The organism is Serratia sp. BNK-4 (assembly GCF_048685115.1).
In the GTDB taxonomy this organism is placed as follows: domain Bacteria; phylum Pseudomonadota; class Gammaproteobacteria; order Enterobacterales; family Enterobacteriaceae; genus Serratia; species Serratia bockelmannii.
Genome location: NZ_JBLQTM010000001.1, coordinates 1,234,599 through 1,259,476 on the forward strand (window position 1 = coordinate 1,234,599; position 24,878 = coordinate 1,259,476).

Below are 24,878 nucleotides of genomic sequence, written 5' to 3' on the forward strand. Positions count from 1 at the left end.
CCCGCCCTTTTTTTATCCGTCACGCCCCGCCGCACACTTCGCAGTGCGGATCCTTCGGCAGCTTCATCTCGCGGAACTGCATGCTCATCGCATCGAACATCAACAGCTTGCCGCGCAGCGGCTGACCATAGTCGGCCAGCAGCTTGATGGCTTCCATCGCCTGCAGGGTGCCGATGGTGCCGACCAGCGGCGCCATCACGCCCGCTTCCACGCAGGTGAGGGCGCTGTCGCCGAACAGCCGGCTCAGGCAGCGGTAGCAGGGTTCGCCCGGCTGATAGGTGAACACGCTGAGCTGGCCTTCCATGCGGATCGCCGCGCCGGAAACCAGCGGCTTGCGCTGCGCGTGGCACAGGCGATTCAGGGCGTCGCGCGCCGCCACGTTGTCGGTGCAGTCCAGCACCAGATCGCAGGCGGCGATCTCTGCCGCGATCGCGTCATCTTCCAGACGGCCGTCGATGGCGTCGATGCGAATATGCGGATTGATGGCGCTCAGTTCCTGCCTGGCGGAGCTGACTTTACTCTGGCCGATGCGATTGTCGCGGTGCAGGATTTGGCGCTGCAGGTTGGAGAGCGAGACGGTGTCGAAATCCACCAGCACCAGATGGCCGACGCCGGCCGCCGCCAGATAAGGTGCGGCGGCGCAGCCCAGCCCGCCCAGCCCGGCGATCAGCACGCGGGCGGCCTTCAGCTTCTCCTGGCCGTCGAAGTCAAAGCCGCGCAGCACGATCTGGCGGTTGTAGCGCAGCGCTTCGGCGTCGGTCAATTCCGGCAGCATGTTCAGCTCCTCAGCAGGGCGTTGAACGGCTCGATCTCCACCGTTTCACCCACCGCCACCGAACCGCGTTCGCGTTCCAGCACGATGAAACAGTTGCCCTGGCTGTAGGAGCTGAAGACGTGCGAGCCCTGGTGGCCGGTAGTGCTGACCTCCAGTTCACCCGCGGCGTTGCTGCTGAACACGCCGCGCTGAAAATCGAGGCGGCCCGGCGATTTCTTCAGCGGGGTTAGCGCCCGTGCGCGCAGGCGCGGCGGCAGGCGCCAGTCACTGTGACCGGCCAGCTTCGCCAGCAGCGGTTGCACCAGTTGGTAGAAGGTCAGGGCGGCGGAAACCGGGTTGCCCGGCAGGCCGCAGAACCAGGCGTGGCCCAGTTTGCCGAAGGCGAACGGTTTGCCGGGTTTGATCGCCAGCTTCCAGAAGCTGACCTGGCCCAGCTCGTCGAGCATCTGTTTGGTGTAGTCGGCTTCGCCGACCGAGACGCCGCCGCTGCTGATCACTACGTCGGCCTGGCTGTCCGCTTGTTCGAAGGCGGCGCGCAGCGCATCGCGATCGTCGCGGATAATGCCGAGATCGAGCACGTCGCAGCCCAGTTGCTCCAGCATCAGGCGTACCGCGAAGCGGTTGGTATCATAGATCTGGCCCGCCTGCAGGGGCTGGCCGACCGGCTGCAGTTCGTCGCCGGTGGAGAACACCGCGACCTTCAGCTTACGCATCACCTGCACTTCGGCGACCCCGAGCGAGGCCAGCAGCGGCAGCTGCGCGGCGCCCAGCTTCACGCCGGCCGGCAACACGCTGGCGCCTTGGCGAATGTCTTCACCCGCCAAACGGATATTCTGGCCGGCTTCTACCGGGGCGGTAAAACGCACGCCCTGGTCGCTCACTTCGGCCTGTTCCTGCATGACCACCGCGTCCGCCCCGGCCGGGATCGGCGCGCCGGTCATGATGCGCACGCAGCTGTTGGCCGGCCATTGGCCGTCGAACGGCGCGCCGGCGAAGGCTTTCCCGGCGACCGGCAGCGGCGCATTGGCCACCAGATCGGCGAGGCGCACCGCATAGCCATCCATCGCCGAGTTGGCGAACGGCGGCACGTCGAGCGGCGAGACCACCGGCGCGGCGGTGATGCGGCCGGCGGCGGCGGTCAGGGCGACGGATTCGGTCTGCTGCAGCGGGGCGATCTGCCCGAGCATTTTTTCCAGCGCTTGCTCCAGGGAGATGAGATCGGAAGTATGGCAATGATCCATAAGGGGAACTCCGTAATCAGGGTGCGCATTGATAGCGACAAAGTGCGGGTATTATGGCAGAGAACGCCGGGGGGGAGAACGGGTTATGCCCGCCATCTTTCGCACTGCGCCGGAAGCGCGAACGGGTATAAACTGGGTAAAACAGAGGAGGATCATGATGCATAAACAGGTTATCGAGTTCTGGTTCGACGAGATCGAACCGGTGATGTGGTTCAAAAAGGACGACGATTTCGATCGTCTGCTGCACAGCCGTTTCGGCGAAATCTGGCGGGCGGCGGCGGCGGGGGAGCTGGCGCACTGGCGCGACACCATCGAAGGACGCCTGGCGGAGGTGATCGTGCTCGATCAGTTCAGCCGCAACCTGTTCCGCGGCACGCCGCAGTCGTTTGCCTGCGACGGCATGGCGCTGGTCCTGGCGCAGGAGGCGATCCGCAGCGGCGAGTGCGAACGGCTGAGCCGCGAGCAGCGAGGTTTTCTCTATCTACCGTTCATGCATTCGGAATCGCCGCTGATCCACCAGCAGGCGCTGGTGCTGTATACCGAGCTCAATAACGGTGACCAGTTGGAGTTCGAGCTGCGGCATAAGGCGATCATCGATCGTTTCGGCCGCTACCCGCATCGCAATGCGATATTGGGGCGCACCAGCACGCCGGAAGAAGAGGCCTTTTTGCAGCAGCCTGGATCGGGTTTTTAATCGTTGGATCATCTGCGCCCGGCTGGAGGAAAAAACGCAGGCCGGGCGCCACAATAAGCATGACTCAGCGCGAACGTTTATTTCATTACGCTCTACCGCTATTTCCTCCCGCGAAATTACCAATAATCCCGGCCGCACTGTCAGCGGTTTGCTGCTTTTTATAACCTGCTGTTTTTATTCCAATAAGCTATTTTAAGGTGCGAAACGGTCTAAGCGCGCTACGCTAAAAGCGGGGCGTGGACGTTATGCTGTACTTCCACTGTAGGACTAAATAGAGTCGAAAAAGACTGAATAATAATGATACCGCGCTCAGCTTATTCGCTGTGCAACGGCGGGATTAACACAGGGTGTCAGGCAAATGAGCAAACCAGTGATTGCCATTCATGGCGGCGCGGGCGCAATTACCCGGGCGGCGCTGAGTGCGGAAAAAGAACGGCAGTATATCCAGGCGCTGTCCGAGATCGTGGCTGCCGGGCAGGCGATATTGGCACAGGGTGGCAGCGCGCTGGACGCGGTGACCGAAGCGGTGCGGCTGCTCGAAGAGTGCCCGCTGTTCAACGCCGGCAAAGGCTCGGTGTTTACCCATCAGGGCACCCACGAACTGGATGCCTGCGTGATGGACGGCCGCACCTGCGATGCCGGTGCCGTCGCCGGCGTCAGCCGCGTCCGCAACCCGGTGCTGGCGGCGCGCGCGGTGCTGGAAAACAGCGAACACGTGCTGTTTGCCGCCGAAGGCGCCGAGAAGTTTGCCGCCGCCCACGGCCTGGAAATGGTTGCCCCCGACTTCTTCTTTACCCAAGAACGCTTTGATCAGCTGCACCGCGCCCAGGCGGAGCAGGGCCGGGTATTGCTCGATCACGACGGCGCGGCACAGGCCGGCGATCCGCTCGATCCCGATCGCAAATTCGGCACCGTCGGCGCAGTGGCTCTGGATGCGCTGGGCAACCTCGCCGCCGCCACCTCCACCGGCGGCATGACCAACAAGCAGGCCGGGCGGGTGGGCGACACGCCGATCATCGGCGCCGGTTGCTATGCCAACAATGCCACCGTGGCGGTCTCCAGCACCGGCACCGGCGAGATCTTCATGCGCGGCGTGGCGGCCTATGACCTCTCCGCCCTGATCGAATACGGTGGCCTCAGCCTGCAGGCGGCCAGCGATCGGGTGGTGATGGAGAAGCTGCCTGCACTGGGCGGCAGCGGCGGCATGATCGCCGTCGATCGCCACGGCAATGTCGCGCTGCCGTTTAACTGCGAGGGGATGTATCGCGGTTTTGGTTATGTCGGCGATGCGCCGTCCGTCGGGATTTATCGCTAAGCGTTCACCGGGAGGGTGTATGACCGACGTTTTATTCCGGCCCGCCGGCGACGGGTTGTCATTGCCGCCGCAGCGGGTGCTGACGGTGCGCGATCTGAGCATCCGTTTTCCTCAAGCGGACGGCGCCGTGGAAGCGGTGCGCAACCTGTCGTTCGATCTCGATCGCGGCGAGACGCTGGCGATCGTCGGTGAGTCCGGCTCTGGCAAATCGGTGACTTCACTGGGACTGATGCGGCTGGTGGAGCAGGGCGGTGGGCGCATCGTCAGCGGCGCCATGACGCTGCGCCGGCGCGACGGCGCGTTGCTCGAGCTGGCGCATGCCTCGCAGAGCACGCTGCGCACGGTGCGCGGCGCCGACATGGCGATGATCTTCCAGGAGCCGATGACCTCGCTCAACCCGGTATTTCCGGTCGGCGAGCAGATCGCCGAATCGCTGCGCCTGCATCAGGGCATGGACCACCGCAGCGCGCGTCAGGAGGCGCTGCGCATGCTCGATCTGGTGCGCATTCCGGAGGCCAAAGAGGTGCTGGGGCGCTACCCGCATCAGCTTTCCGGCGGCATGCGCCAGCGGGTGATGATCGCTATGGCGCTCTCTTGCAAGCCGGCGTTGCTGATTGCCGATGAACCCACTACCGCCCTCGACGTCACCATTCAGGCGCAGATCCTGCAGCTGATCCGCGTGCTGCAACAGGAGATGCAGATGGGGGTGATCTTCATCACTCACGACATGGGCGTGGTGGCAGAGATAGCCGACCGGGTGCTGGTGATGCGCCGCGGCGAGCAGGTGGAACAGAATCGAGTGAGTGAATTATTCGCCGCGCCGCAACAGGCCTATACCCGGGCGCTGCTGGCGGCGGTGCCGAAGCTGGGGGAGATGGCCGATCGGCCGCTGCCGGCGAAGTTTCCGCTGGCGGATGGCGAGGGGGATACGGCGCCGCAGGATACCGTGCCGCCAGACGCTGCGCCGATCCTGCGGGTGGAGCATCTGGTCACGCGTTTTGATCTGCGCGGCGGGTTGTTCAATCGGGTCACTCGCCGGGTGCACGCGGTAGAAAACGTCAGTTTCGATCTTTACCCTGGCGAGACGCTGGGGCTGGTGGGCGAGTCCGGCTGCGGTAAGTCCACCACCGGGCGCGCTTTGCTGAAGCTGGTGGACAGCCAGAGCGGCACCATCACCTTCGCCGGGCGGCGGATAGACCAATTGAAGGGGCCGGCGCTGCAGCATCTGCGGCGCGATATTCAGTTCATCTTTCAAGATCCTTACGCCTCGCTCGATCCGCGCCTGACGGTCGGTTTCTCCATCATGGAGCCGCTGTTGGTGCACAACGTGATGCGCGGCCGTGAGGCGGAACGGCGGGTGGCTTGGCTGCTGGAACGCGTCGGTCTGCAGCCGGAGCATGCGCGCCGCTATCCGCACGAATTTTCCGGCGGCCAGCGCCAACGCATCTGCATCGCGCGCGCGCTGGCGCTGAACCCGAAAGTGGTGATCGCTGATGAAGCGGTCTCGGCGCTGGACGTGTCGATTCAGGCGCAGATCGTCAATCTGCTGCTCGATCTGCAGCGCGAGTTCGGCATTGCTTTTCTGTTCATTTCACACGACATGGCGGTGGTGGAGCGTATCAGCCACCGGGTGGCGGTGATGTACCTCGGACAAATTGTCGAGATCGGCCCGCGGCAGGCGGTATTCGACAATCCGCAGCACCCCTATACCCGCAAGTTGATGGCGGCGGTGCCGGTAGCCGATCCCGCTCATGCCCACAAACGGCAGCCGCTGCCGGCCGATGAGATCCCGAGCCCAGTGCGCGCACTGGGCGATGAACCCGTTACCGCACCGCTGGTGCAGGTTGGCGCCGGGCACTTTGTCGCCCGCCACCCGATCGCCGGTGCTTTTTAAAGACCTCAGGAGAGACAAGCGACATGAAGCACACATTCAAACGCAATGCGCTGTTGGCCGCCATACTGCTGGCGGCGGGAACCGGCCCGGTTTGGGCGGCGAAGGACGCGGTGATTGCCGTGGCGTCCAATTTCACCACTCTTGATCCTTACGACGCCAACGACACGCTGTCGCAGGCGGTGGCCAAGTCTTTCTATCAGGGGTTGTTCGGCTTCGACAAGGACATGAAGCTGGTGAACGTGCTGGCGGACAGCTATGAGGTCAGCAAAGACGGCCTGACCTATACCGTCAAACTGCGTCAGGGCATTAAATTCCACGACGGCACCGCGTTCAACGCCGAGGCGGTGAAGGCCAACCTCGATCGCGCCAGTAACCCGGACAGCCACCTCAAGCGCTACAACCTGTTCAAGATGATCGACAAAACCGAGGCGGTGGACGCCAATACGGTGAAGATCGTGCTGAAGGCGCCGTTCTCGGCGTTCGTCAACAATCTGGCGCACCCGGCGGCGGCGATCATCTCCCCGGCGGCGCTGAAGCAATACGGCAAAGAGATCGGTTTCCACCCGGTCGGCACCGGGCCGTATCAGTTCGTGACCTGGAACCAGACCGATTTCGTCAAGGTGAAGAAGTTCGACGGCTACTGGCAGCCGGGGCTGCCGAAGCTCGACAGCATCACCTGGCGCCCGGTGGTGGATAACAACACCCGCGCGGCGATGCTGCAGACCGGCGAGGCGACCTTCGCCTTCCCGATCCCTTACGAGCAGGCCAAGGTGCTGGAGGGCAACGCCAAGCTGGACGTGGTGGCTGCGCCATCGATCCTGCAGCGTTACATCAGCATGAACGTCACTCAAAAGCCGTTCGACAACCCGAAGGTGCGCCAGGCGCTCAACTACGCGATTAACAAGGACGCGCTGATCAAGGTGGCGTTCGCCGGTTATGCGGTGCCGGCGGAAGGGCCTGTGCCCCCGGCCATCGATTTCGCCGCCCGCTACAAGCCGTGGCCGTACGATCCGGCCAAGGCGCGCGAGCTGTTGAAAGAGGCCGGCTACCCGAACGGCTTCACCACCACGCTGTGGTCGTCCCACAACCACAGCACCGCGCAGAAAGTGCTGCAGTTCACCCAACAGCAGCTGGCGCAGGTGGGGGTGAAAGTGACGGTGACGGCGATGGATGCCGGGCAGCGCGCGGCGCAGGTGGAGAGCGTCGGGGTGAAAGACACCGGCGTGCGGCTGTTCTACACCGGCTGGTCGGCCTCGACCGGGGAAGCGGACTGGGCGCTGTCGCCGCTGTTCTCCACCCAGGCGGCGCCGCCGAAGCAGTTCAACACCGCGTTCTACAGCAACCCGCAGGTGGACAAGGATCTGACCGACGCGCTGGCGACCACCGATCGCGCCGAGAAGCAGAAACTGTATCAGGACGCACAGGATCGCATCTGGGCCGACGCGCCCTGGATCTTCCTGGCGACCGAACGTCTGTTGTCGGCCAACAGCAAACAGCTGAGCGGCTTCTACGTGATGCCGGATACCTCGTTCAACTTTGATAACGCCGATCTGAAATAAGGCGCCCATCCCCGCCTGCGGCCAGACGGCGGCAGGTGGGGGAGGAATGAGATGCTCAATTATTTTCTGAAACGACTGCTGGGCCTGATCCCGACGCTGCTGATCGTGGCGGTGCTGGTGTTCCTGTTCGTCCACCTGCTGCCGGGCGATCCGGCGCGGCTGGCGGCGGGGCCGGAGGCCGACGAGGCGGTGGTGCAGCTGGTGCGCAAGGATCTGGGGTTGGATAAGCCGCTGCCGCAGCAGTTCGCGCACTTTTTCGTCAACGCGCTGCGGGGCGACTTCGGCATCTCGATGGTGTCCAAGCGCCCGGTGAGCGAAGAGATCGCCTCGCGCTTTATGCCGACCTTCTGGCTGACCGTCGCCAGCATGCTGTGGGCGGTAGCGTTCGGCCTGGCGATCGGCGTGGTGTCGGCGGTGTGGCGTAACCGTTGGCCGGATCGTCTCGGCATGACGCTGGCGGTATCGGGGATCTCGTTCCCGGCCTTTGCGCTCGGCATGCTGCTGATGCAGGTGTTCTCGGTCGAGCTGGGGTGGCTGCCGACGGTGGGCGCCGACAGCTGGCGGCACTACATTCTGCCTTCTATCACCTTGGGGGCGGCGGTGGCGGCGGTGATGGCGCGTTTTACCCGCGCTTCGTTCGTCGAGGTGTTGCAGGAGGACTACATGCGCACCGCGCGCGCCAAGGGCGTGCGGGAAAGCGTGGTGGTGATGAAGCACGGCCTGCGCAACGCGATGATCCCGGTAGTGACCATGATGGGGCTGCAGTTCGGCTTCCTGCTCGGCGGTTCGATCGTGGTGGAGAAGGTGTTCAACTGGCCGGGGCTGGGGCGCTTGCTGGTGGACTCGGTGGAGATGCGCGATTACCCGGTGATCCAGGCCGAGGTGCTGCTGTTCTCGCTGGAGTTCATCCTGATCAACCTGCTGGTGGATATGTTGTACGCGGCGATCAACCCGGCGATTCGTTACCAATGAGGAGGCGGCATGATTAAGCATTGGCGGCGTAACGCCGCACTGAAGGCGATGCCGCTTATCGACCCCAACGCGGTACGCACGCCGTGGGGCGAGTTTTGGCGGCGTTTTCGCCGCCAGCGGGCGGCGCTGGTCGCCGGCCTGTTGGTGCTGCTGCTGATTGCGGCGGCGCTGCTGGCGCCTTATCTGGCGCCGTTCGATGCGGAAAACTATTTCGATTACGACCGGCTGAACGAAGGGCCTTCGCTGATGCACTGGCTGGGGGTGGATTCCCTCGGACGCGATATTTTCAGCCGCATCCTGATGGGCGCGCGCATTTCGCTGGCGGCCGGGGTGTTCTCGGTGCTGGCGGGCGGGGCGATCGGCACCCTGCTGGGGCTGCTGGCCGGTTACTATGAAGGCTGGTGGGATCGCCTCACCATGCGCGTCTGCGACGTGCTGTTCGCGTTTCCCGGCATTTTGCTGGCGATCGGCGTGGTGGCGATCATGGGCAGCGGCATGGCCAACGTGATCGTCGCGGTGGCGATCTTTAGCATTCCGGCCTTCGCCCGCCTGGTGCGCGGCAATACGCTGGTGCTGAAGCACCTGACCTATATCGAGTCGGCGCGCAGCATCGGCGCCTCGGACTGGACCATCATCCTGCGGCACATCCTGCCAGGCACCCTGTCTTCGATCGTGGTCTATTTCACCCTGCGCATCGGCACCTCGATCATCACCGCCGCCAGCCTGTCGTTTTTGGGCCTGGGCGCCCAGCCGCCGACGCCGGAGTGGGGGGCGATGCTCAACGAAGCGCGCGCCGATATGGTGATCGCGCCGCACGTGGCGATCTTCCCCAGCCTGGCGATATTCATCACCGTGCTGGCGTTCAACCTGTTGGGCGACGGATTGCGCGACGCGCTCGATCCCAAATTGAAGGGGTGAGGGCATCGCTGAATTGGCATACCCCTGTTTTACGAGTATAATTGATGAAAATTTGACCCGTGTATATTACAGGGATGAGGTATGGATATGGCAAATAGCAATGTGACGAAAAAGACAGTCAACGTAACCATCGATCGCGATCTTTTCCAGCGCGCAAAATCCCTGGGCGTCAATGTGTCATCCGTATTGACGGACGCATTGAGCGTCCGCGTCAGGGATATTGAGATTCAACAGTGGCGCGAGCAAAATCGCGCGGCGTTAGAAGAACTTAATCGTATCACTGAAGAAAATGGTTTGTTGTCTGATGAATATCGGACATTTTAAATATGCAATTTACCGTATATGACAATACGTATCCGGCATCAGCCTATCCCTACTTACTGGACGTTCAAAGCGATCTTATTGATGTCCTCTCGACCCGGTTAATGATCCCCCTTTATGCTTTGGATAACGTCAGGGTTAAAATTTCTGCACGTTTATGCCCGGAGATTGAGGTCAACGGCGAAAAGTTTCTTGTTATGACGCATGAGATGGCTGCCGTACGTATTTCGCAGATTGGGAAGGCCGTTGGTAATGTCAATGAGCACAGGAATCAAATTAAAGCCGCTATCGATTTTCTGATTGATGGCTTTTGAATAAATCCGGACGGGTTAATAACCGCCCGGATTTTTTTATTAGCGGAACAGGTGCTCGGCGTGGAAGCGCAGGTGATCTTCCACGAAGGTGGCGATGGTGAAGTAGCTGTGATCGTACCCCGGCTGAATGCGCAGCGTCAGCGGCCAGTCGCGCTGGCGCGCCAGCTCGGCCAGCCGCGCCGGCTGCAGCTGATCGGCCAGGAACTGGTCGTCATCGCCCTGGTCGATCAGGACCGGCATTTTTTCCGCGCCGCTGGCCAGCAGATGGCAGCTGTCGTACTGCAGCCACTGGCTCTCGTCGCTGCCCAGATAGGCGGTGAACGCCTTGCGGCCCCACGGCACCTGGCACGGGTTGACGATCGGCGCGAACGCCGATACCGAGCGGAAGCGCTGCGGATTGCGAAATGCCATCATCAGCGCGCCGTGGCCGCCCATCGAGTGGCCGAAGATCGACTGACGATCGCTGACGCTGAAGTGCTGTTCGATCAGCGCCGGCAGTTCGGCGCTGATGTAGTCGTACATGCGGAAGTGGCGATCCCACGGCGCCTGGGTGGCGTTCAGGTAGAACCCGGCGCCCTGGCCCAGATCGTAACCTTCGTCGTTCGGCACCTCGTCACCGCGCGGGCTGGTATCCGGCATCACCAGCACCAGGCCCAGCTCGGCGGCGATGCGCTGCGCGCCGGCTTTCAACGTGAAGTTCTCGTCGTTGCAGGTCAGCCCCGACAGCCAGTACAGCACCGGCGGCGGGTTGTCATCGCGCGGCGGCGGCAGGTAGATGCTGAATGTCATGTTGCAATTCAGGCTCTGCGCCGCGTGGCGATAACGCTGTTGCCAGCCGCCGAACATGCGGTGCTCTTCGAGAAGTTCCAATGACAGCGTCATCTCTGCCTCCTGGCTTATTTGTCGAAGTGGATGACGGAACGGATCGATTTGCCTTCGTGCATCAAATCGAACGCTTCGTTGATCTGCTCCAGCCCCATGGTGTGGGTGATAAAGTCGTTCAGCGCGAATTCGCCGTCCAGATAGCGCTCGACGATGCCCGGCAGCTGCGAACGGCCCTTGACGCCGCCGAATGCCGAGCCGCGCCAGACGCGGCCGGTGACCAGCTGGAACGGCCGGGTCGAGATTTCTTCGCCGGCGCCCGCGACGCCGATGATCACCGATTCACCCCAGCCCTTGTGGCAGCACTCCAGCGCGGAACGCATCACGTTGACGTTGCCGATGCACTCGAAGGAGAAGTCGACGCCGCCGTCGGTCAGCTCGACGATCACCTCCTGAATCGGTTTGTCATAGTCTTTCGGGTTGATCAGATCGGTAGCGCCCAGCTTGCGCGCCAGATCGAACTTGCTGGTGTTGATGTCGATGCCGATGATGCGGCCCGCGCCGGCCATCTGCGCGCCGATGATCGCCGACAGGCCGATGCCGCCCAGGCCGAAGATCGCCACGGTGTCGCCCGGCTGCACTTTGGCGGTGTTCATCACCGCGCCCATGCCGGTGGTGACGCCACAGCCCAGCAGGCACACTTCTTCCAGCGGCGCTTCCTTGTTGATTTTCGCCAGTGAAATCTCCGGCACCACGGTGTATTCGGAGAAGGTGGAAGTGCCCATGTAGTGGAAGATCGGCTTGCCGTCCTTGAAGAAGCGGGTGGTGCCGTCCGGCATCAGGCCTTTACCCTGGGTGGCGCGGATCGCCTGGCACAGGTTGGTCTTGCCGGATTTACAGAATTTGCACTCGCCGCACTCCGGGGTGTAGAGCGGGATCACGTGGTCACCGACCGCCACGCTGGTGACGCCTTCACCGACCGCTTCCACCACGCCGCCGCCCTCGTGGCCGAGGATTGCCGGGAACACGCCTTCCGGATCTTTGCCGGACAGGGTGTAGGCGTCGGTGTGACAAACGCCGGTAGCGACGATCCGCACCAGCACTTCGCCTTTTTGCGGTGGCATCAGCTCGACTTCTTCGATCTTCAGCGGCTGGTTCGGGCCCCAGGCAACGGCGGCGCGGGTTTTGATCATCTCCATCATAGTCTCCTCAGTGGCTTTCTTTTAAATCAGGCGATATCGATAACGTCTGATAAATCGTTGGGGGTGCTTTCATCAACAGCGGCGATTTCCGTCTGTTCAATAATCAATTCTTTCAGCGCGCGCACGTTCGGCCCGAACGCGTCGCGGCGCCACAGCAGCCAGGTGGCGGTGTCGGCCACGTCCGGCGGCAGGGTGTGAACCCGGACCCGCTCATGGCCCGGCAGCAGGCTGAGCACCGAATGCGGGATCATCGCCAGCCCGGCGCCGCTGGCGACGCAGGCCAGCATGGCGTGATAGGACTGGATCTCCATGATCTGCCCCGGCCGCGCGCCTTCGCGCTTGAACCAGGCCTCCAGCCGCAGGCGATAGGAGCAGCTGGCGCGAAAGGCGAACAGCGTTTCGCCGTTGGCGTCTTTGGCGCTGTGGATCGGCGCGTGATCGAGACAGGAGATCACTACCATATGTTCAGGATAGGCGATGCAGCCGTTCAGCTCGTCATAGGACACTGGGCCGTCGACCAGCGCCGCCGCCAGCGTGCCGGCGCGCACCCGATCGGCGATTTCGCCGGAGGTGCCGGTAGTCAGCGACAGAGACACCTGCGAGAAACGCTGGTGGTAAGCCGCCAGCAGCGAGGGCAGGCGGGTGGCGGCGGTGCTCTCCATCGAGCCGAGGGCGAAGTTGCCCGCCGGTTCGCCGGCGTGGGTGATGCTCATCGCCTCGTCGCTCAGCGCCAGGATGCGGTTGGCGTAGCACAGAAAGTTATGGCCCATCGGCGACAGGCGCAGGCGCTGTTTTTCGCGGATAAACAGATCGGCGCCCAGCTCCTGCTCAAGCTGGCGCAGCCGGGTGGTCAGGTTCGACGGCACGCGGTGCAGCTGCTCGGCGGCGCGGGCGACCGAGCCGGTTTCCGCTACGCAGCAGAACATGCGAAGCTGGGTCAGATCCATAATATTCTCGTTTCGTGATGAACTTGATAACTATTATTCAGTTTTTGTGAGTTTAATACTGCGGCATGATACTGGCAACTTTCTTTTAACCTTTTGGATACCGGTATGGCTTTACGTATTGCCTTGAGCGGTTTTGCCGCGCTGATCGTCGCGATGGGCATTGGCCGCTTCGCTTTCACCCCGCAGGTGCCGCTGATGATCGCGGAACATCAGTTCAGCCTCACCGGCGCCGGGCTGGTGGCGGCGATCAACTATTTGGGCTACCTGTGCGGCGCCTACGACGCGATGCGCGCCACGCGCCACGTCGAGCGGCGCCTGTGGCTGGGCGTATGGGGCGCGATGGCGCTGACGCTGCTGTCGGCGCTGGCGCAGGATGCATGGACGCACGGCGCGCTGCGCTTCGTCATCGGCTGGGCCAGCGGCTGGGCGATGGTGCTGGTGGCGGCCTGGACCAACGAGCGGTTGGCGCACTACGGCCGGCCGGCGCTGAGCGCGGCGGTATTCGCCGGGCCGGGCGCCGGCATCTTCCTTAGCGGCATGCTTGCGGTGGGCATCAACGCGCTGGGGCTGACGGCGGCGCAGGCCTGGCTGGTGTATGGCGGGCTGGCGCTGGTGCTGGTCGGGGGGATTAGCGCCTTTCTGCCGCGCAGCGGCGAGCTGCATCGCCCGGACGTGGCCCCGGAGCCGCTGCTGCTGACGCCGGCGCTCAAACGCCTGGTGTGGAGCTATAGCCTGGCCGGCTTCGGCTACATCCTGCCGGCGACCTTTTTGTCGCAGATGGCGGCGGCGCGCTTTCCCGCCAGCCTGTTCGCGCAGTTTGTCTGGCCGGTGTTCGGTGGTGCGGCGGTGCTGGGGATTGTCATCGGCATTCTGACCCGCCATCGGCTAACTACCCAGACCCGGTTGGCGATCACGCTGTGGATACAGGCGTTGGGCGTGCTGAGCGCCGAAGCGGTGCCGGGCGTGGCCGGCCTGGCGCTCGGGGCGGTGCTGACCGGCGGCGGCTTCCTCTGCGTGGTGCAGCTCGCCCTTCAGCACGGCCGTGAACTGGCGCCGCGCCATGCGCGCTACATGGCTGGATTGCTGACCACCGGTTATGCGATCGGCCAACTGGTCGGGCCGATGCTGTCGGCGCTGTCGACCGCCATGACTCATCGGCTGGAGCCGGCGCTGTACGTGGCGGTGGCGGCGCTGTTGGTGGCCGGTGCGCTGGTAGTGAATACCCCGGCGCGGCGATTGGCGCAAAAAACGGCGATGCGCTGATTAAAATCCATACAAAAAAAGCGGGATCCCGCAGCCGGTCTGATTGTGCTAAATGCGAATATTTCACCTGCGGATGAAGCACAATCACTGGATAATCGCCGCGCTCTCATCTACAGTGGGGCAAAATCTTGACCGGGTTCACGTTATCCATCACGAAAACTCTGCCGTCACGAGAGCAAGCAATTCGCCGGCCGCACGCCCTACCAGGCCGCCGGCGGGTTCCGTCCGCAGGAGAACAAATACATGACATCATTAAGTAAAGAAGCCGCGCTGGTGCATGCGGCACTGGAAGAGCGTGGTCTGGAGACACCGCTGCGCGGGGAAGTGCTGGATCGCGAAACGCGCAAGCGTCGCATCAAAGAGCACATGACTGAAATCATGCAGCTGCTGAATCTCGATCTGTCTGACGACAGCCTGGCGGAAACGCCGCATCGCATCGCCAAAATGTATGTCGACGAGATCTTCTCCGGGCTGGACTACGCCAACTTCCCGAAAATCACCGTCATCGAGAACAAGATGAAAGTGGATGAGATGGTGACGGTGCGCGATATCACGCTGACCAGCACCTGCGAGCACCACTTCGTCACCATCGACGGCAAGGCTACCGTGGCCTATATCCCGAAAGACTCGGTGATCGGTCTGTCGAAGATCAACCGCATCGTGCAGTTCTTCTCCCAGCGTCCGCAGGTGCAAGAGCGTCTGACCCAGCAGATCCTGGTCGCGCTGCAGACCCTGCTCGGTACCAATAACGTGGCGGTATCGATCGACGCGGTCCATTATTGTGTCAAGGCGCGCGGCATTCGCGACGCGACCAGCGCCACCACCACCACCTCGTTGGGGGGGCTGTTCAAGTCCAGCCAGAATACCCGCCAGGAGTTCCTGCGCGCGGTGCGTCATCACCAGGGGTGATGGCGTTGCGGGGCGACTCGCAATAGCATAACAGGCGCCTGCGGGCGCCTTTTTCATGAGCGGAAGACAGCGATAAAAAATGAACAGTCATCCTCTGCCGCGCATCGCTACGCTGGACTGCGTGCGCGGCATCGCCATCCTCGGCATCTTATTGCTGAACATCAGCGCCTTCGGCTTGCCGAAGGCCGCCTATCTCAACCCGGCCTATTTGGGGATGCCGTCGTCGCGCGATGCCTGGACCTGGGCGCTGCTGGATCTCTTCGCCCAGGCCAAGTTCCTGGCGATGTTCGCGCTGTTGTTCGGCGCCGGGTTGCACATGCTGCTGCGGCGCGGCAAAAGCTGGATCCGCGCGCGGCTGTCGTGGTTGGTGCTGTTCGGCCTCGCGCACGCCATCTTCCTGTGGGACGGCGATATTCTGCTGGCCTACGGGCTGATCGGCCTGGTGTGCTGGCGCATGATCCGCGAGGCCAAAGAAACTTTCCAGCTGCTGAAAACCGGCGTGGTGCTCTACCTGATCGGCGTGGCGGTGCTGCTGCTGCTCGGTTTTATCTCGCACGGTGAACCGGGCAGCTTCTGGCAGCCGGGCGTGGCGGAGTTGCAGTACGAGAAGTTCTGGAAGCTGCAGGGCGGTTTCGAAGCCTGGCGCAGCCGCGCCGATCTGCTCTCGTCCAGCCTGCTGGCCATCGGCGCGCAGTATGGCTGGGAGCTGGCGGGGCTGATGCTGTTCGGCGCTGGGCTGATGCGCAGCGGCTGGCTGCGCGGCAGCTACTCATCCGGCTATTACCTGAGGCAGGCGGCGTGGCTGCTGCCGCTTTCGGTGCTGATCCAGCTGCCGGTGGTGGCGCTGCAATGGCAGGTGCAGTGGGACTATCGCTGGAGCGGTTTCCTGCTGCAGGTGCCGCGTGAGCTGGGCGCCCCGCTGCAGGCGATGGGCTATCTGGCGCTGTGTTACGGTTTCTGGCCCGCACTGTCGCGCCTGCGCATCGCCCACTGGCTGAGCCAGGTGGGGCGCATGGCGCTGAGCAACTACCTGCTGCAAACGCTGATCTGCACCACGTTGTTTTATCGCTTCGGTCTCTATGAGCAGTTCGACCGGCTGCAGCTGTTGGCGTTCGTGCCGCTGGTCTGGCTGGCCAACCTGGCGTTTTCCGTACTGTGGCTGCGTTATTTCGCTCAGGGGCCGATGGAGTGGCTGTGGCGCAAGCTGACGCAGCTGGCCGCCGGCGAAGCGGAGCCCAAAACGCTGAAATGAGTGCCCATCGGCAGGTTAAAAAAATGTATGTAAACGTTTTCTTTCCTGTGACGTAATTCACGCGAGCAGCGGGCCAATCGGGGTAGGATAGCGCCACCGGCCACTACCCCGATTTCAGGATCCCGCATGCCTCCAGTTCATCCGATCACCATTCGCGACGTGGCGAAACGCGCCGGGGTCTCCGTGGCGACCGTCTCCCGCGTGTTGAACCACAGCGCGCTGACCAGCAAGGAGACGCGCGAGCAGGTGCTGCAGGCGGTGGCGGATCTGGGCTATCGCCCCAACGCCAACGCGCAGGCGCTGGCGACCCAAAGCAGCGATACCCTGGGCGTGGTGGTGATGGACGTCTCCGATCCGTTCTTCGGCGCGCTGGTGAAAGCGGTTGACACGGTGGCGCAGAAACACCACAAATACCTGCTGATCGGCAACAGCTATCATCAGGCGGACAAAGAGCGCCATGCGATCGAAGTGCTGATCCGTCAGCGCTGTAATGCCCTGATTGTTCACGCCAAAGCCCTGAGCGACGCCGAGCTGATCGGCTTTCTGGAGCAGGTGCCGGGCATGGTGCTGATCAATCGGATTATCCCCGGCTATGAGCCACGCTGCGTCGGGCTGGATAACGTCTGCGGCGCGGAAATGGCGATGCGTCTTTTGCTGTCGCAGGGCCATCGGCGCATCGGCTACCTGGGCTCCAATCACCCGATCGAAGACGGACCGCTGCGCCAGCGGGGCTATGCGCAGGCGATGGCCGCCGCCGGGCTGGCCACGCCGGACAACTGGCGCGCCTACGGTTCGCCGGATCTGCAGGGCGGCGAGGCGGCGATGGTGGAACTGCTGGGGCGTAATCTACAGCTGAGCGCGGTGTTCGCTTACAACGACGCCATGGCCGCCGGCGCCATGGCGGTGCTGAAAGAAAACGGTATCACGGTACCGCAGCATTTCTCGCTGATCGGCTTCGACGACATTCCCATCGCGCGTTACACCAGCCCCAAACTCACCACGGTGCGTTACCCGATCGTCTCGATGGCCACGCTGGCCACCGAGCTAGCATTGCAGGGCGCAGCAGGCCTGGCGGAGCCGCAGGCCGCTCATCTGTTCATGCCGACGCTGGTGCGGCGCCATTCTGTCGCCCCCTGGCAAAGTGAGGCGACGGTCACTCTCTGACGATTTAATCCTGTGTAACCGTTTTCAATCTGTGAGAAAATTCACAGAATATTAACATCACGCCGTCTATGCTCTAGGCGTTTTCCGGCGCAAAGGCCCTTGCCGCTGCAACCTTTATCTCGCGCTGACACAGCATTTCTCGGAAATAATAAGATCCACGGACGACAGGTGTTGAGTGGAAATCGCCTGGCCTGGGGTGTGCGCACTGCCGGTGACCATTGGCTCAAAGACGAGTAATACCCTACACAGAACCGGAGACTGACAATGAATAAGAAGGTTTTCACCCTGGCCGCCATGGCCGCAGCCATGATGTTTGGCGCCGCAGCCCATGCTGATACCCGTATTGGCGTCACGATTTATAAATACGACGACAACTTCATGTCGGTGGTGCGCAAGGCGATCGAGAAAGACGCCAAGGCTTCACCGGACGTTACCCTGTTGATGAATGATTCGCAGAACGACCAGTCCAAACAGAACGATCAGATCGACGTGCTGCTGGCCAAGGGCGTGAAAGCGCTGGCGATCAACCTGGTCGACCCGGCCGCGGCACCGGTGGTTATCGATAAGGCGCGCGCAAACGATATCCCGGTGGTGTTCTACAACAAAGAACCTTCCCGCAAGGCGTTGGACAGCTATGACAAGGCATATTACGTCGGCACCGACTCCAAAGAGTCCGGCGTGATCCAGGGCGAGCTGATCGCCAAACACTGGCAAGCCAACCCGGCCTGGGATCTGAACAAAGACGGCCAGATCCAGTTCGTGCTGTTGAAGGGCGAACCGGGCCACCCGGATGCCGAAGCGCGCACTACCTACGTGGTGAAGACGCTGAACGAAAAAGGCATCAAGACCCAGCAGCTGCAGATGGATACCGCGATGTGGGATACCGCGCAGGCGAAAGACAAGATGGACGCCTGGCTCTCCGGCCCGAATGCCAACAAGATTGAAGTGGTGATCGCCAACAACGACGCTATGGCAATGGGCGCGGTGGAAGCGCTGAAAGCGCACAACAAGACCAGTATCCCGGTGTTCGGCGTCGATGCGCTGCCTGAAGCGCTGGCGCTGGTGAAATCCGGCGCGATGGCGGGCACGGTGCTGAACGACGCCGACAACCAGGCGAAAGCCACCTTCGAGCTCGCGAAAAACCTGGCGGCAGGCAAACCGGCCACCGAAGGCACCCAATATAAAGTCGAAAATAAAGTCGTGCGTATCCCTTACGTCGGCGTAGATAAAGACAACCTGTCTCAGTTCGTTAAATAAGAATTGAGATCCCGCTAAGACCCCGCCTGCGGCGCCAACACCAGGGATACCGCCGGCGGGGATGTTTACGACTGCAAGATCGTTAAGCCAGGTGTATTTATGGCCGATAGCTCACGCGAATTTTTGCTGGAAATGACGGATATCTGTAAGTCATTTCCCGGCGTCAAAGCTTTGGACAATGTCAATTTACGCGTCCGTCCGCACTCGATTCACGCCCTGATGGGGGAGAACGGGGCGGGGAAATCGACGTTGCTGAAATGCCTGTTCGGCATTTATAAAAAAGACAGCGGCAGCATTGTGTTTCAGGGTCGGGAAATCGATTTCAAGAGCTCGAAGGAAGCGTTGGAACACGGCGTTTCGATGGTGCATCAGGAGCTGAACCTGGTGCTGCAACGCACCGTGATGGACAACATGTGGCTGGGGCGCTATCCGACCAAAGGCCTGTTCGTCGATCAGGACAAGATGTTCAAAGACACCCAGGCGATCTTTGACGAGCTGGATATCGACATCAACCCGCGCGAAAAGGTGGGCAACCTGTCGGTGTCGCAGATGCAGATGATCGAGATCGCCAAGGCGTTTTCCTACGACGCCAAGATCGTCATCATGGATGAACCGACCTCTTCGCTGACGGAGAAAGAGGTCAATCATCTGTTCACCATCATCCGCAAGCTGAAAGAACGCGGCTGCGGCATCGTCTATATCTCGCACAAGATGGAAGAGATCTTCCAGCTGTGCGACGAGATAACGGTGCTGCGCGACGGCCAGTGGATCGCCACCCAGCCGCTGGAAGGGCTGGATATGGACAAGATCATCGCCATGATGGTCGGCCGCTCGCTGAGCCAGCGCTTCCCGGACAGGCAGAACACGCCGGGTGAGGTGATCCTTGAGGTGAAGAACCTGACATCGCTGCGCCAGCCTTCGATCCGCGATGTTTCCTTCGATCTGCACCAGGGCGAGATCCTCGGCATCGCCGGGCTGGTGGGCGCCAAGCGCACCGACATCGTCGAGACGCTGTTCGGCATTCGTGAAAAGGTGGCGGGCACTATAAAGCTGCACGGCAAGGCGATCGACAACCACAGTGCCAACGAAGCGATCAACCACGGGTTTGCGTTGGTGACCGAAGAGCGCCGATCCACCGGGATTTACGCTTACCTCGATGTGGGTTTCAACTCGTTGATCTCCAATATCCGCAATTATAAAAACAAGCTCGGCCTGCTGGATAACGCGCGGATGAAGAGCGACACCCAGTGGGTGATCGACGCCATGCGGGTGAAAACGCCGGGGCATCACACCCATATCGGCTCGCTGTCCGGCGGCAACCAGCAGAAGGTGATCATCGGCCGCTGGCTGCTGACGCAGCCGGAGATCCTGATGCTGGATGAACCGACGCGCGGCATCGACGTGGGCGCCAAGTTCGAGATTTATCAGCTGATGACCGAACTGGCGAAGAAGGGCAAGGGGATCATTATCGTCTCGTCCGAAATGCCGGAGCTTTTGGGGATCACCGACCGTATTTTGGTGATGAGCAACGGTCAGGTTGCGGGCATCGTTAACACCAAACAGACCTCGCAAAATGAAATCTTACGTCTCGCCTCCCTGCACCTTTAAGGATCGGAATTATGAACGCGCTAAATAAAAAAACCTTATTTACCTATTTCAAGGAAGGCGGCATTTACGTGGTGTTGCTGGTGCTGTTGGCCATCATCATCATTCAGGATCCTACCTTCCTTAGCCTGATGAACCTGAGCAACATCCTGACGCAGTCTTCGGTGCGCATCATCATCGCGCTGGGCGTGGCGGGATTGATCGTGACTCAGGGCACCGACCTGTCCGCCGGGCGGCAGGTGGGGCTGGCGGCGGTGGTGGCGGCCACGCTGCTGCAGTCGATGGATAACGTCAACAAGGTATTCCCGCACATGGAAACCTGGTCGATTCCCCTGGTCATCTTGCTGGTGTGTGCGGTCGGCGCGGTGATCGGCCTGGTTAACGGCCTGATTATCGCCTATCTCAACGTGACGCCGTTCATCACCACCTTGGGCACCATGATCATCGTCTACGGCATCAACTCGCTGTATTACGATTCGGTCGGCGCGTCGCCGGTCGCGGGTTTCGATCCGAAGTTTTCCACCTTTGCCCAGGGCTTCTTGCGCTTCGGCGACTTTAAGCTGTCGTACATTACCTTTTACGCGCTGATCGCCATCATATTCGTCTGGATCCTGTGGACCAAGACCCGCTTCGGCAAGAACATCTTCGCCATCGGCGGCAACCCGGAAGCGGCTAAGGTGTCCGGCGTCAACGTGCCGTTGAACCTGATCATGATCTATGCGCTGTCCGGCGTGTTCTACGCCTTCGGCGGCTTGCTGGAAGCGGGGCGCATCGGCAGCGCCACCAATAACCTCGGCTTTATGTATGAGCTGGATGCCATCGCCGCCTGCGTGGTGGGGGGCGTCTCATTTGCCGGCGGGGTGGGTACGGTGTGGGGCGTGGTGACCGGGGTGATCATCTTTACCGTCATCAACTACGGCCTGACCTATATCGGCATCAACCCGTACTGGCAGTACATCATCAAGGGCAGCATCATCATCTTCGCCGTGGCGTTGGACTCGTTGAAATACGCCAAGAAGAAGTAGATTTCCTGCAGCACAGACAACAAGGCCGGCCTATTGCCGGCCTTGTTGCATTCTAGGAGGCAGGGCGCAGTAAAACAGTAAGGCATTATTTGGCAATGGCTGGCTGGGTTGTTTCGGGTAAGGGAATTGCCCGATCTTAAGGTTGGGTTGGTTACAGCGTGACACAGTTTTCGGGCTACCCACATGACATGAAGCCAGTAAACTGCTTTTATCTACCGTTCTCAGGGAGCAAACTATGCCTGTATTTACCATTACGCTGAAAAGTCGTAATACGCTTGATAAGAAAAGAATTTCATCAGCTATTCACGCGGCGGTAGTAAAAACCGGCTATCCTGCGAACGATCAATTCCAGCGCTTTATCCGTCTTGGGGAAGACGATTTATATGTGGACCCCACTTATCCCGATCTGGAATCCCCCCGCAGCGCTAACTTCGTGTTGATTGAAGCCATGCTTTCCTCTGGTTCCCCTGATGCCCGCAAACAATTGCTCTTGCAATCACTGGTACAGGAACTCGCCCTGATTGGACTGGACAGCAATGATCTGATGGTCCTTTTCATTGAACTGGATCGTTTGAATAGTTCATTCGGCGGCGGCAGAAGGGCATCGCCGCTTTCTATGTCGCAATAAGCTGTCAACGTACGTAGAGAGTGCTTTACGCAAATCATCCGGTATTCGTTAACACTGCGTATTTCTCGGATAATACGCCCTTTTAGCGTATTGCTGGGGACGCGTGTAAAACCCTCTGCCGGATGATTAAGGCTGTTTGGCTTTCTGCTTCTCTTCTTTCAGCTTGTGCTCCAGCTCAACCAACTGTTCCGGTGACACGGCGGGATAACCCTGGGCGTCTTCCGGCACGGTGTGCATGGCGGAGATCGGGATCAGCGGGCCGAGGAAGCGCGGCTCGCGCTTGAGGATGTACAGATCGGTCAGCGCGCCCAGGCGAGCGAAGATCTCGCGGGCGCGCACCGTCATCATGTCCTTCGGCGACGGCACCGCGTAGCACTGCGCCTGAATGCCCATGTGCAAGGCGATGAACAGCGCGCGCTCGCAGTGGAAGCGCTGGGTGATGATGATGAAATCGTTGGTGTCGAACACCTTGCGGGTGCGCACGATGGAGTCTAGAGTGCGGAAGCCGGCGTAGTCCAGCACGATATCGCTCGGCGCCACGCCGGCGGCGATCAGATCGCGACGCATGGTCATCGGTTCGTTGTAGCTTTGCTGGGCATTGTCGCCGCTCAGCAGCAGGTATTTCACCTTGCCGCTGTTATAGGCGTTGATCGCCCCTTGAATGCGGTAACGGTAGTACTGGTTGATCACCCCAGTGCGGTAATACTTGGCCGTGCCGAGCACCACGCCAACCTGGCGGTGCGGCAGCTCCTGCAGTTCGTCATAGACGTAAGGCGCGGTTTTCCAGCTGATCCAGCGATCGAGCGCAATAGCCGAACCCATCAACACCGCAATGATGATGAACAGGCTGATGATCAGGCGTTTCCACATGTTGTTGCCTTACGCGCGCCGGGCTGAAAAAGATGGATCAAGGCTACTTTACCTGACCGATCGACGCAAGACGCGAACCGCCTGAAGCACGCGCAACGCCGCATTTTTCGGCGGTTTTGCCGCACAAAAAAGCCCGGCGGAGCCGGGCTGGGTCATTTCAGCGCGTCAATCAGAACGAAGTGCGCTTGTAGCTGCGGTACTGCGGCCGCCAGAAGTTGTGCTCGATGGCTTTCGACAGCGCGTCTTCGGAGGTAACGATCGCCACACCCTGCAGCTGCGCCGCTTTACCCACTTCCATGGCGATGCACTTCGACACGCCCTGAATATCGTCGATATTCGGCAGCAGTGCGCCGTGGCCGTCGGTGGCCAGCGGCGAACAGTCCGCCAGCGCGCGGCTGGCGGCCATCAGCATAGCGTCGGTGACGCGGGTGGCGCCGGAGGCCAGCACGCCGAGGCCAATCCCCGGGAAGATGTAGGAGTTGTTGCACTGGGCGATCGGGTACAGCTGCTCTTTATAGCTCACCGGTGCGAACGGGCTGCCGGTCGCGACCAGGGCGGCGCCGTCGGTCCAGTTGATGATGTCTTCTGGGCGGGCTTCCACGCGCGAGGTCGGGTTGGACAGCGGCATCACGATAGGGCGTTCGCAGTGTTTGTGCATTTCGCGGATCAGCTCTTCGGTAAACAGCCCCGGCTGGCCGGAAACGCCGATCAGAATGGTCGGCTTGGCGTTGCGCACCACGTCCAGTAGCGAGATGGCGTCGCTGGCGGTTTCCCAACCGGTCAGGTTGTCGCTCTTCTGTACCAGCTTGCTCTGGAAATCGAGCAGGTTCGGCAGTTTGTCGGTCAGCAGGCCGAAGCGGTCGACCATGAATACGCGGGCGCGCGCTTCGTCTTCGCTCAACCCTTCGGACTTCATCTGCGCGATGATCTGCTCGGCGATGCCACAGCCGGCGGAACCGGCACCGAGGAAGGTGACGGTCTGATCGCGCAGCTGGCTGCCGGCGGCGCGGCTGGCGGCGATCAGGCTGCCGAGGGTCACCGCGGCAGTGCCCTGAATGTCATCGTTGAAGCAGCAGATCTCGTCGCGATAGCGGTTCAACAACGGGGTGGCGTTGTTCTGTGCGAAGTCTTCGAACTGCAGCAGTACGTTCGGCCAGCGGCGTTTGACCGCCTGAATAAACTCTTCGACGAAGGCGTGGTACTCCTCGCCGGAGATGCGCGGATGGCGCCAGCCCATGTACAGCGGATCGTTGAGGCGCTGCGGGTTGTTGGTGCCGACGTCCAGCACCACCGGCAGGGTATAGGCCGGGCTGATGCCGCCGCAGGCGGTATACAGCGACAGCTTGCCGATGGGAATGCCCATGCCGCCGATGCCCTGGTCGCCCAGGCCGAGGATACGCTCGCCGTCGGTGACCACGATCACCTTGACGTTCTGCTTGGTGGCGTTTTGCAGCATGTCATCGATGCGATCGCGGTTCGGGTAGGAGATGAACAGCCCGCGCGCGCGGCGATAGATATCGGAGAAGTGTTCGCAGGCCTCGCCGACGGTCGGGGTGTAAATGATCGGCATCATCTCGCTCAGGTGCGAGTCCAGCAGGCGGTAGAACAGGGTTTCGTTGGTGTCCTGGATGTTGCGCAGGTAGATGTGCTTGTCGTTATCGTTCTTGAAATCCTGATACTGACGGTAGGCGCGTTCCACCTGTTCTTCGATGGTTTCCACCGCCTCCGGCAGCAGGCCGTGCAGGTTGAAGTGGCTACGTTCTTCCTCGGTGAAAGCGCTGCCTTTGTTCAGCAGCGGAAATTCCAGCAGAATCGGGCCGGCGTAAGGGATATAGAGCGGGCGTTTGCTTTCGTATTCTAGTTCCATCAGTTTTACTCTTCACGTATCAGATAACTTTATTGCCGACGATCCTAAGAGATAAAGAGAAGAT

23 protein-coding genes are annotated in these 24,878 nt (G+C 61.3%); 16 read left to right on the top strand and 7 right to left on the bottom strand.

Going from position 1 to position 24,878, the window contains the following annotated elements:
• Positions 1-19: 19 nt before the first annotated feature.
• Together moeB and moeA are read right to left on the bottom strand one after the other, a co-directional pair.
• Positions 20-775 (bottom strand): molybdopterin-synthase adenylyltransferase MoeB, encoded by a 756-nt coding sequence (gene moeB, locus ACMGGW_RS06025; protein ID WP_049205798.1) that lies wholly within the window; start codon positions 773-775, stop codon positions 20-22.
• Positions 776-777: 2 nt separating this feature from the next.
• A complete protein-coding gene (gene moeA, locus ACMGGW_RS06030) occupies positions 778-2,016 on the bottom strand; it encodes a molybdopterin molybdotransferase MoeA (protein WP_197832355.1) in 1,239 nt (412 codons plus the stop codon).
• A 157-nt stretch (positions 2,017-2,173) separates the two neighbouring features.
• Between moeA and ACMGGW_RS06035 the strand changes: the two genes are divergently transcribed.
• The 8 genes from ACMGGW_RS06035 (at position 2,174) to ACMGGW_RS06070 (ending at position 10,003) form a co-directional block, all read left to right on the top strand.
• Positions 2,174-2,710, top strand: a complete 537-nt coding sequence (locus tag ACMGGW_RS06035; protein WP_038629078.1) for a DUF924 family protein — start codon at positions 2,174-2,176, stop codon at positions 2,708-2,710.
• Positions 2,711-3,068: 358 nt separating this feature from the next.
• Entirely contained in the window at positions 3,069-4,025 is a 957-nt protein-coding gene (locus ACMGGW_RS06040) for an isoaspartyl peptidase/L-asparaginase (RefSeq protein ID WP_197832356.1), read from the top strand.
• Positions 4,026-4,044: 19 nt separating this feature from the next.
• Complete coding sequence (locus tag ACMGGW_RS06045; protein WP_197832357.1) at positions 4,045-5,919, top strand: dipeptide ABC transporter ATP-binding protein; 1,875 nt, start codon at positions 4,045-4,047, stop codon at positions 5,917-5,919.
• A gap of 23 nt (positions 5,920-5,942) precedes the next feature.
• Positions 5,943-7,478: a glutathione ABC transporter substrate-binding protein GsiB gene (gsiB, locus tag ACMGGW_RS06050; RefSeq protein WP_025302140.1), complete on the top strand. Its 1,536-nt coding sequence runs from the start codon at positions 5,943-5,945 to the stop codon at positions 7,476-7,478.
• A 51-nt stretch (positions 7,479-7,529) separates the two neighbouring features.
• Positions 7,530-8,450: a glutathione ABC transporter permease GsiC gene (gene gsiC / locus ACMGGW_RS06055; protein WP_025302141.1), complete on the top strand. Its 921-nt coding sequence runs from the start codon at positions 7,530-7,532 to the stop codon at positions 8,448-8,450.
• Between the two features lie 9 nt (positions 8,451-8,459).
• Entirely contained in the window at positions 8,460-9,368 is a 909-nt protein-coding gene (gene gsiD, locus ACMGGW_RS06060; protein WP_169540348.1) for a glutathione ABC transporter permease GsiD, read from the top strand.
• A gap of 81 nt (positions 9,369-9,449) precedes the next feature.
• Positions 9,450-9,692 (top strand): type II toxin-antitoxin system CcdA family antitoxin, encoded by a 243-nt coding sequence (locus tag ACMGGW_RS06065; protein WP_079449478.1) that lies wholly within the window; start codon positions 9,450-9,452, stop codon positions 9,690-9,692.
• Between the two features lie 2 nt (positions 9,693-9,694).
• The gene (locus ACMGGW_RS06070) at positions 9,695-10,003 is read left to right on the top strand and encodes a CcdB family protein (RefSeq protein WP_025302144.1); all 309 of its coding nucleotides are present in this window, start codon (positions 9,695-9,697) and stop codon (positions 10,001-10,003) included.
• A gap of 39 nt (positions 10,004-10,042) precedes the next feature.
• Here ACMGGW_RS06070 and fghA read toward each other — a convergent pair whose 3' ends face one another.
• From fghA to ptrR, 3 genes are read right to left on the bottom strand one after another with little or no spacing between them, the layout of a single operon-like run.
• A complete protein-coding gene (fghA, locus tag ACMGGW_RS06075; RefSeq protein WP_015377214.1) occupies positions 10,043-10,885 on the bottom strand; it encodes an S-formylglutathione hydrolase in 843 nt (280 codons plus the stop codon).
• 14 nt (positions 10,886-10,899) lie between these two features.
• A complete protein-coding gene (locus ACMGGW_RS06080) occupies positions 10,900-12,024 on the bottom strand; it encodes an S-(hydroxymethyl)glutathione dehydrogenase/class III alcohol dehydrogenase (RefSeq protein ID WP_016928454.1) in 1,125 nt (374 codons plus the stop codon).
• 29 nt (positions 12,025-12,053) lie between these two features.
• Positions 12,054-12,974 (bottom strand): putrescine utilization regulator PtrR, encoded by a 921-nt coding sequence (gene ptrR, locus ACMGGW_RS06085; RefSeq protein ID WP_049295274.1) that lies wholly within the window; start codon positions 12,972-12,974, stop codon positions 12,054-12,056.
• Between the two features lie 105 nt (positions 12,975-13,079).
• Here ptrR and ACMGGW_RS06090 point away from each other — a divergent pair, with 105 nt between their 5' ends.
• The 8 genes from ACMGGW_RS06090 (at position 13,080) to ACMGGW_RS06125 (ending at position 22,077) form a co-directional block, all read left to right on the top strand.
• Complete coding sequence (locus ACMGGW_RS06090) at positions 13,080-14,237, top strand: YbfB/YjiJ family MFS transporter (RefSeq protein ID WP_043142422.1); 1,158 nt, start codon at positions 13,080-13,082, stop codon at positions 14,235-14,237.
• 243 nt (positions 14,238-14,480) lie between these two features.
• On the top strand, positions 14,481-15,146 hold the full coding sequence (gene folE, locus ACMGGW_RS06095) for a GTP cyclohydrolase I FolE (RefSeq protein WP_004938969.1): 666 nt from the start codon (positions 14,481-14,483) through the stop codon (positions 15,144-15,146).
• 79 nt (positions 15,147-15,225) lie between these two features.
• On the top strand, positions 15,226-16,398 hold the full coding sequence (gene yeiB, locus ACMGGW_RS06100; protein ID WP_420279258.1) for a DUF418 domain-containing protein YeiB: 1,173 nt from the start codon (positions 15,226-15,228) through the stop codon (positions 16,396-16,398).
• Between the two features lie 126 nt (positions 16,399-16,524).
• Positions 16,525-17,562: an HTH-type transcriptional regulator GalS gene (galS, locus tag ACMGGW_RS06105; RefSeq protein WP_025302148.1), complete on the top strand. Its 1,038-nt coding sequence runs from the start codon at positions 16,525-16,527 to the stop codon at positions 17,560-17,562.
• 264 nt (positions 17,563-17,826) lie between these two features.
• Positions 17,827-18,819, top strand: a complete 993-nt coding sequence (mglB, locus tag ACMGGW_RS06110; RefSeq protein WP_025302149.1) for a galactose/glucose ABC transporter substrate-binding protein MglB — start codon at positions 17,827-17,829, stop codon at positions 18,817-18,819.
• Between the two features lie 99 nt (positions 18,820-18,918).
• The gene (gene mglA, locus ACMGGW_RS06115; protein WP_004938959.1) at positions 18,919-20,427 is read left to right on the top strand and encodes a galactose/methyl galactoside ABC transporter ATP-binding protein MglA; all 1,509 of its coding nucleotides are present in this window, start codon (positions 18,919-18,921) and stop codon (positions 20,425-20,427) included.
• An 11-nt stretch (positions 20,428-20,438) separates the two neighbouring features.
• Positions 20,439-21,449: a galactose/methyl galactoside ABC transporter permease MglC gene (gene mglC, locus ACMGGW_RS06120; RefSeq protein WP_004938953.1), complete on the top strand. Its 1,011-nt coding sequence runs from the start codon at positions 20,439-20,441 to the stop codon at positions 21,447-21,449.
• A gap of 235 nt (positions 21,450-21,684) precedes the next feature.
• The gene (locus ACMGGW_RS06125; RefSeq protein WP_043142430.1) at positions 21,685-22,077 is read left to right on the top strand and encodes a tautomerase family protein; all 393 of its coding nucleotides are present in this window, start codon (positions 21,685-21,687) and stop codon (positions 22,075-22,077) included.
• Positions 22,078-22,203: 126 nt separating this feature from the next.
• On the opposite strand, the gene sanA is transcribed toward ACMGGW_RS06125, so the two are convergent.
• Together sanA and ACMGGW_RS06135 are read right to left on the bottom strand one after the other, a co-directional pair.
• A complete protein-coding gene (sanA, locus tag ACMGGW_RS06130) occupies positions 22,204-22,947 on the bottom strand; it encodes an outer membrane permeability protein SanA (RefSeq protein WP_004938948.1) in 744 nt (247 codons plus the stop codon).
• A 169-nt stretch (positions 22,948-23,116) separates the two neighbouring features.
• Positions 23,117-24,814, bottom strand: a complete 1,698-nt coding sequence (locus tag ACMGGW_RS06135) for an NAD-dependent malic enzyme (protein WP_025302151.1) — start codon at positions 24,812-24,814, stop codon at positions 23,117-23,119.
• Positions 24,815-24,878 lie beyond the last annotated feature (64 nt).

Coding starts and splice junctions, on each gene's coding strand:
- mglC (WP_004938953.1), top strand. CDS start 20,439: ATGAACGCGCTAAATAAAAAAACCTTATTTACCTATTTCAAGGAAGGC.
- fghA (WP_015377214.1), bottom strand. CDS start 10,885: ATGACGCTGTCATTGGAACTTCTCGAAGAGCACCGCATGTTCGGCGGC.
- gsiB (WP_025302140.1), top strand. CDS start 5,943: ATGAAGCACACATTCAAACGCAATGCGCTGTTGGCCGCCATACTGCTG.
- ACMGGW_RS06080 (WP_016928454.1), bottom strand. CDS start 12,024: ATGGAGATGATCAAAACCCGCGCCGCCGTTGCCTGGGGCCCGAACCAG.
- folE (WP_004938969.1), top strand. CDS start 14,481: ATGACATCATTAAGTAAAGAAGCCGCGCTGGTGCATGCGGCACTGGAA.
- ACMGGW_RS06125 (WP_043142430.1), top strand. CDS start 21,685: ATGCCTGTATTTACCATTACGCTGAAAAGTCGTAATACGCTTGATAAG.
- ACMGGW_RS06070 (WP_025302144.1), top strand. CDS start 9,695: ATGCAATTTACCGTATATGACAATACGTATCCGGCATCAGCCTATCCC.
- ACMGGW_RS06045 (WP_197832357.1), top strand. CDS start 4,045: ATGACCGACGTTTTATTCCGGCCCGCCGGCGACGGGTTGTCATTGCCG.
- mglB (WP_025302149.1), top strand. CDS start 17,827: ATGAATAAGAAGGTTTTCACCCTGGCCGCCATGGCCGCAGCCATGATG.
- moeB (WP_049205798.1), bottom strand. CDS start 775: ATGCTGCCGGAATTGACCGACGCCGAAGCGCTGCGCTACAACCGCCAG.
- galS (WP_025302148.1), top strand. CDS start 16,525: ATGCCTCCAGTTCATCCGATCACCATTCGCGACGTGGCGAAACGCGCC.
- ACMGGW_RS06065 (WP_079449478.1), top strand. CDS start 9,450: ATGGATATGGCAAATAGCAATGTGACGAAAAAGACAGTCAACGTAACC.
- ACMGGW_RS06040 (WP_197832356.1), top strand. CDS start 3,069: ATGAGCAAACCAGTGATTGCCATTCATGGCGGCGCGGGCGCAATTACC.
- ptrR (WP_049295274.1), bottom strand. CDS start 12,974: ATGGATCTGACCCAGCTTCGCATGTTCTGCTGCGTAGCGGAAACCGGC.
- ACMGGW_RS06090 (WP_043142422.1), top strand. CDS start 13,080: ATGGCTTTACGTATTGCCTTGAGCGGTTTTGCCGCGCTGATCGTCGCG.
- ACMGGW_RS06135 (WP_025302151.1), bottom strand. CDS start 24,814: ATGGAACTAGAATACGAAAGCAAACGCCCGCTCTATATCCCTTACGCC.
- mglA (WP_004938959.1), top strand. CDS start 18,919: ATGGCCGATAGCTCACGCGAATTTTTGCTGGAAATGACGGATATCTGT.
- ACMGGW_RS06035 (WP_038629078.1), top strand. CDS start 2,174: ATGCATAAACAGGTTATCGAGTTCTGGTTCGACGAGATCGAACCGGTG.
- gsiC (WP_025302141.1), top strand. CDS start 7,530: ATGCTCAATTATTTTCTGAAACGACTGCTGGGCCTGATCCCGACGCTG.
- moeA (WP_197832355.1), bottom strand. CDS start 2,016: ATGGATCATTGCCATACTTCCGATCTCATCTCCCTGGAGCAAGCGCTG.
- yeiB (WP_420279258.1), top strand. CDS start 15,226: ATGAACAGTCATCCTCTGCCGCGCATCGCTACGCTGGACTGCGTGCGC.
- sanA (WP_004938948.1), bottom strand. CDS start 22,947: ATGTGGAAACGCCTGATCATCAGCCTGTTCATCATCATTGCGGTGTTG.
- gsiD (WP_169540348.1), top strand. CDS start 8,460: ATGATTAAGCATTGGCGGCGTAACGCCGCACTGAAGGCGATGCCGCTT.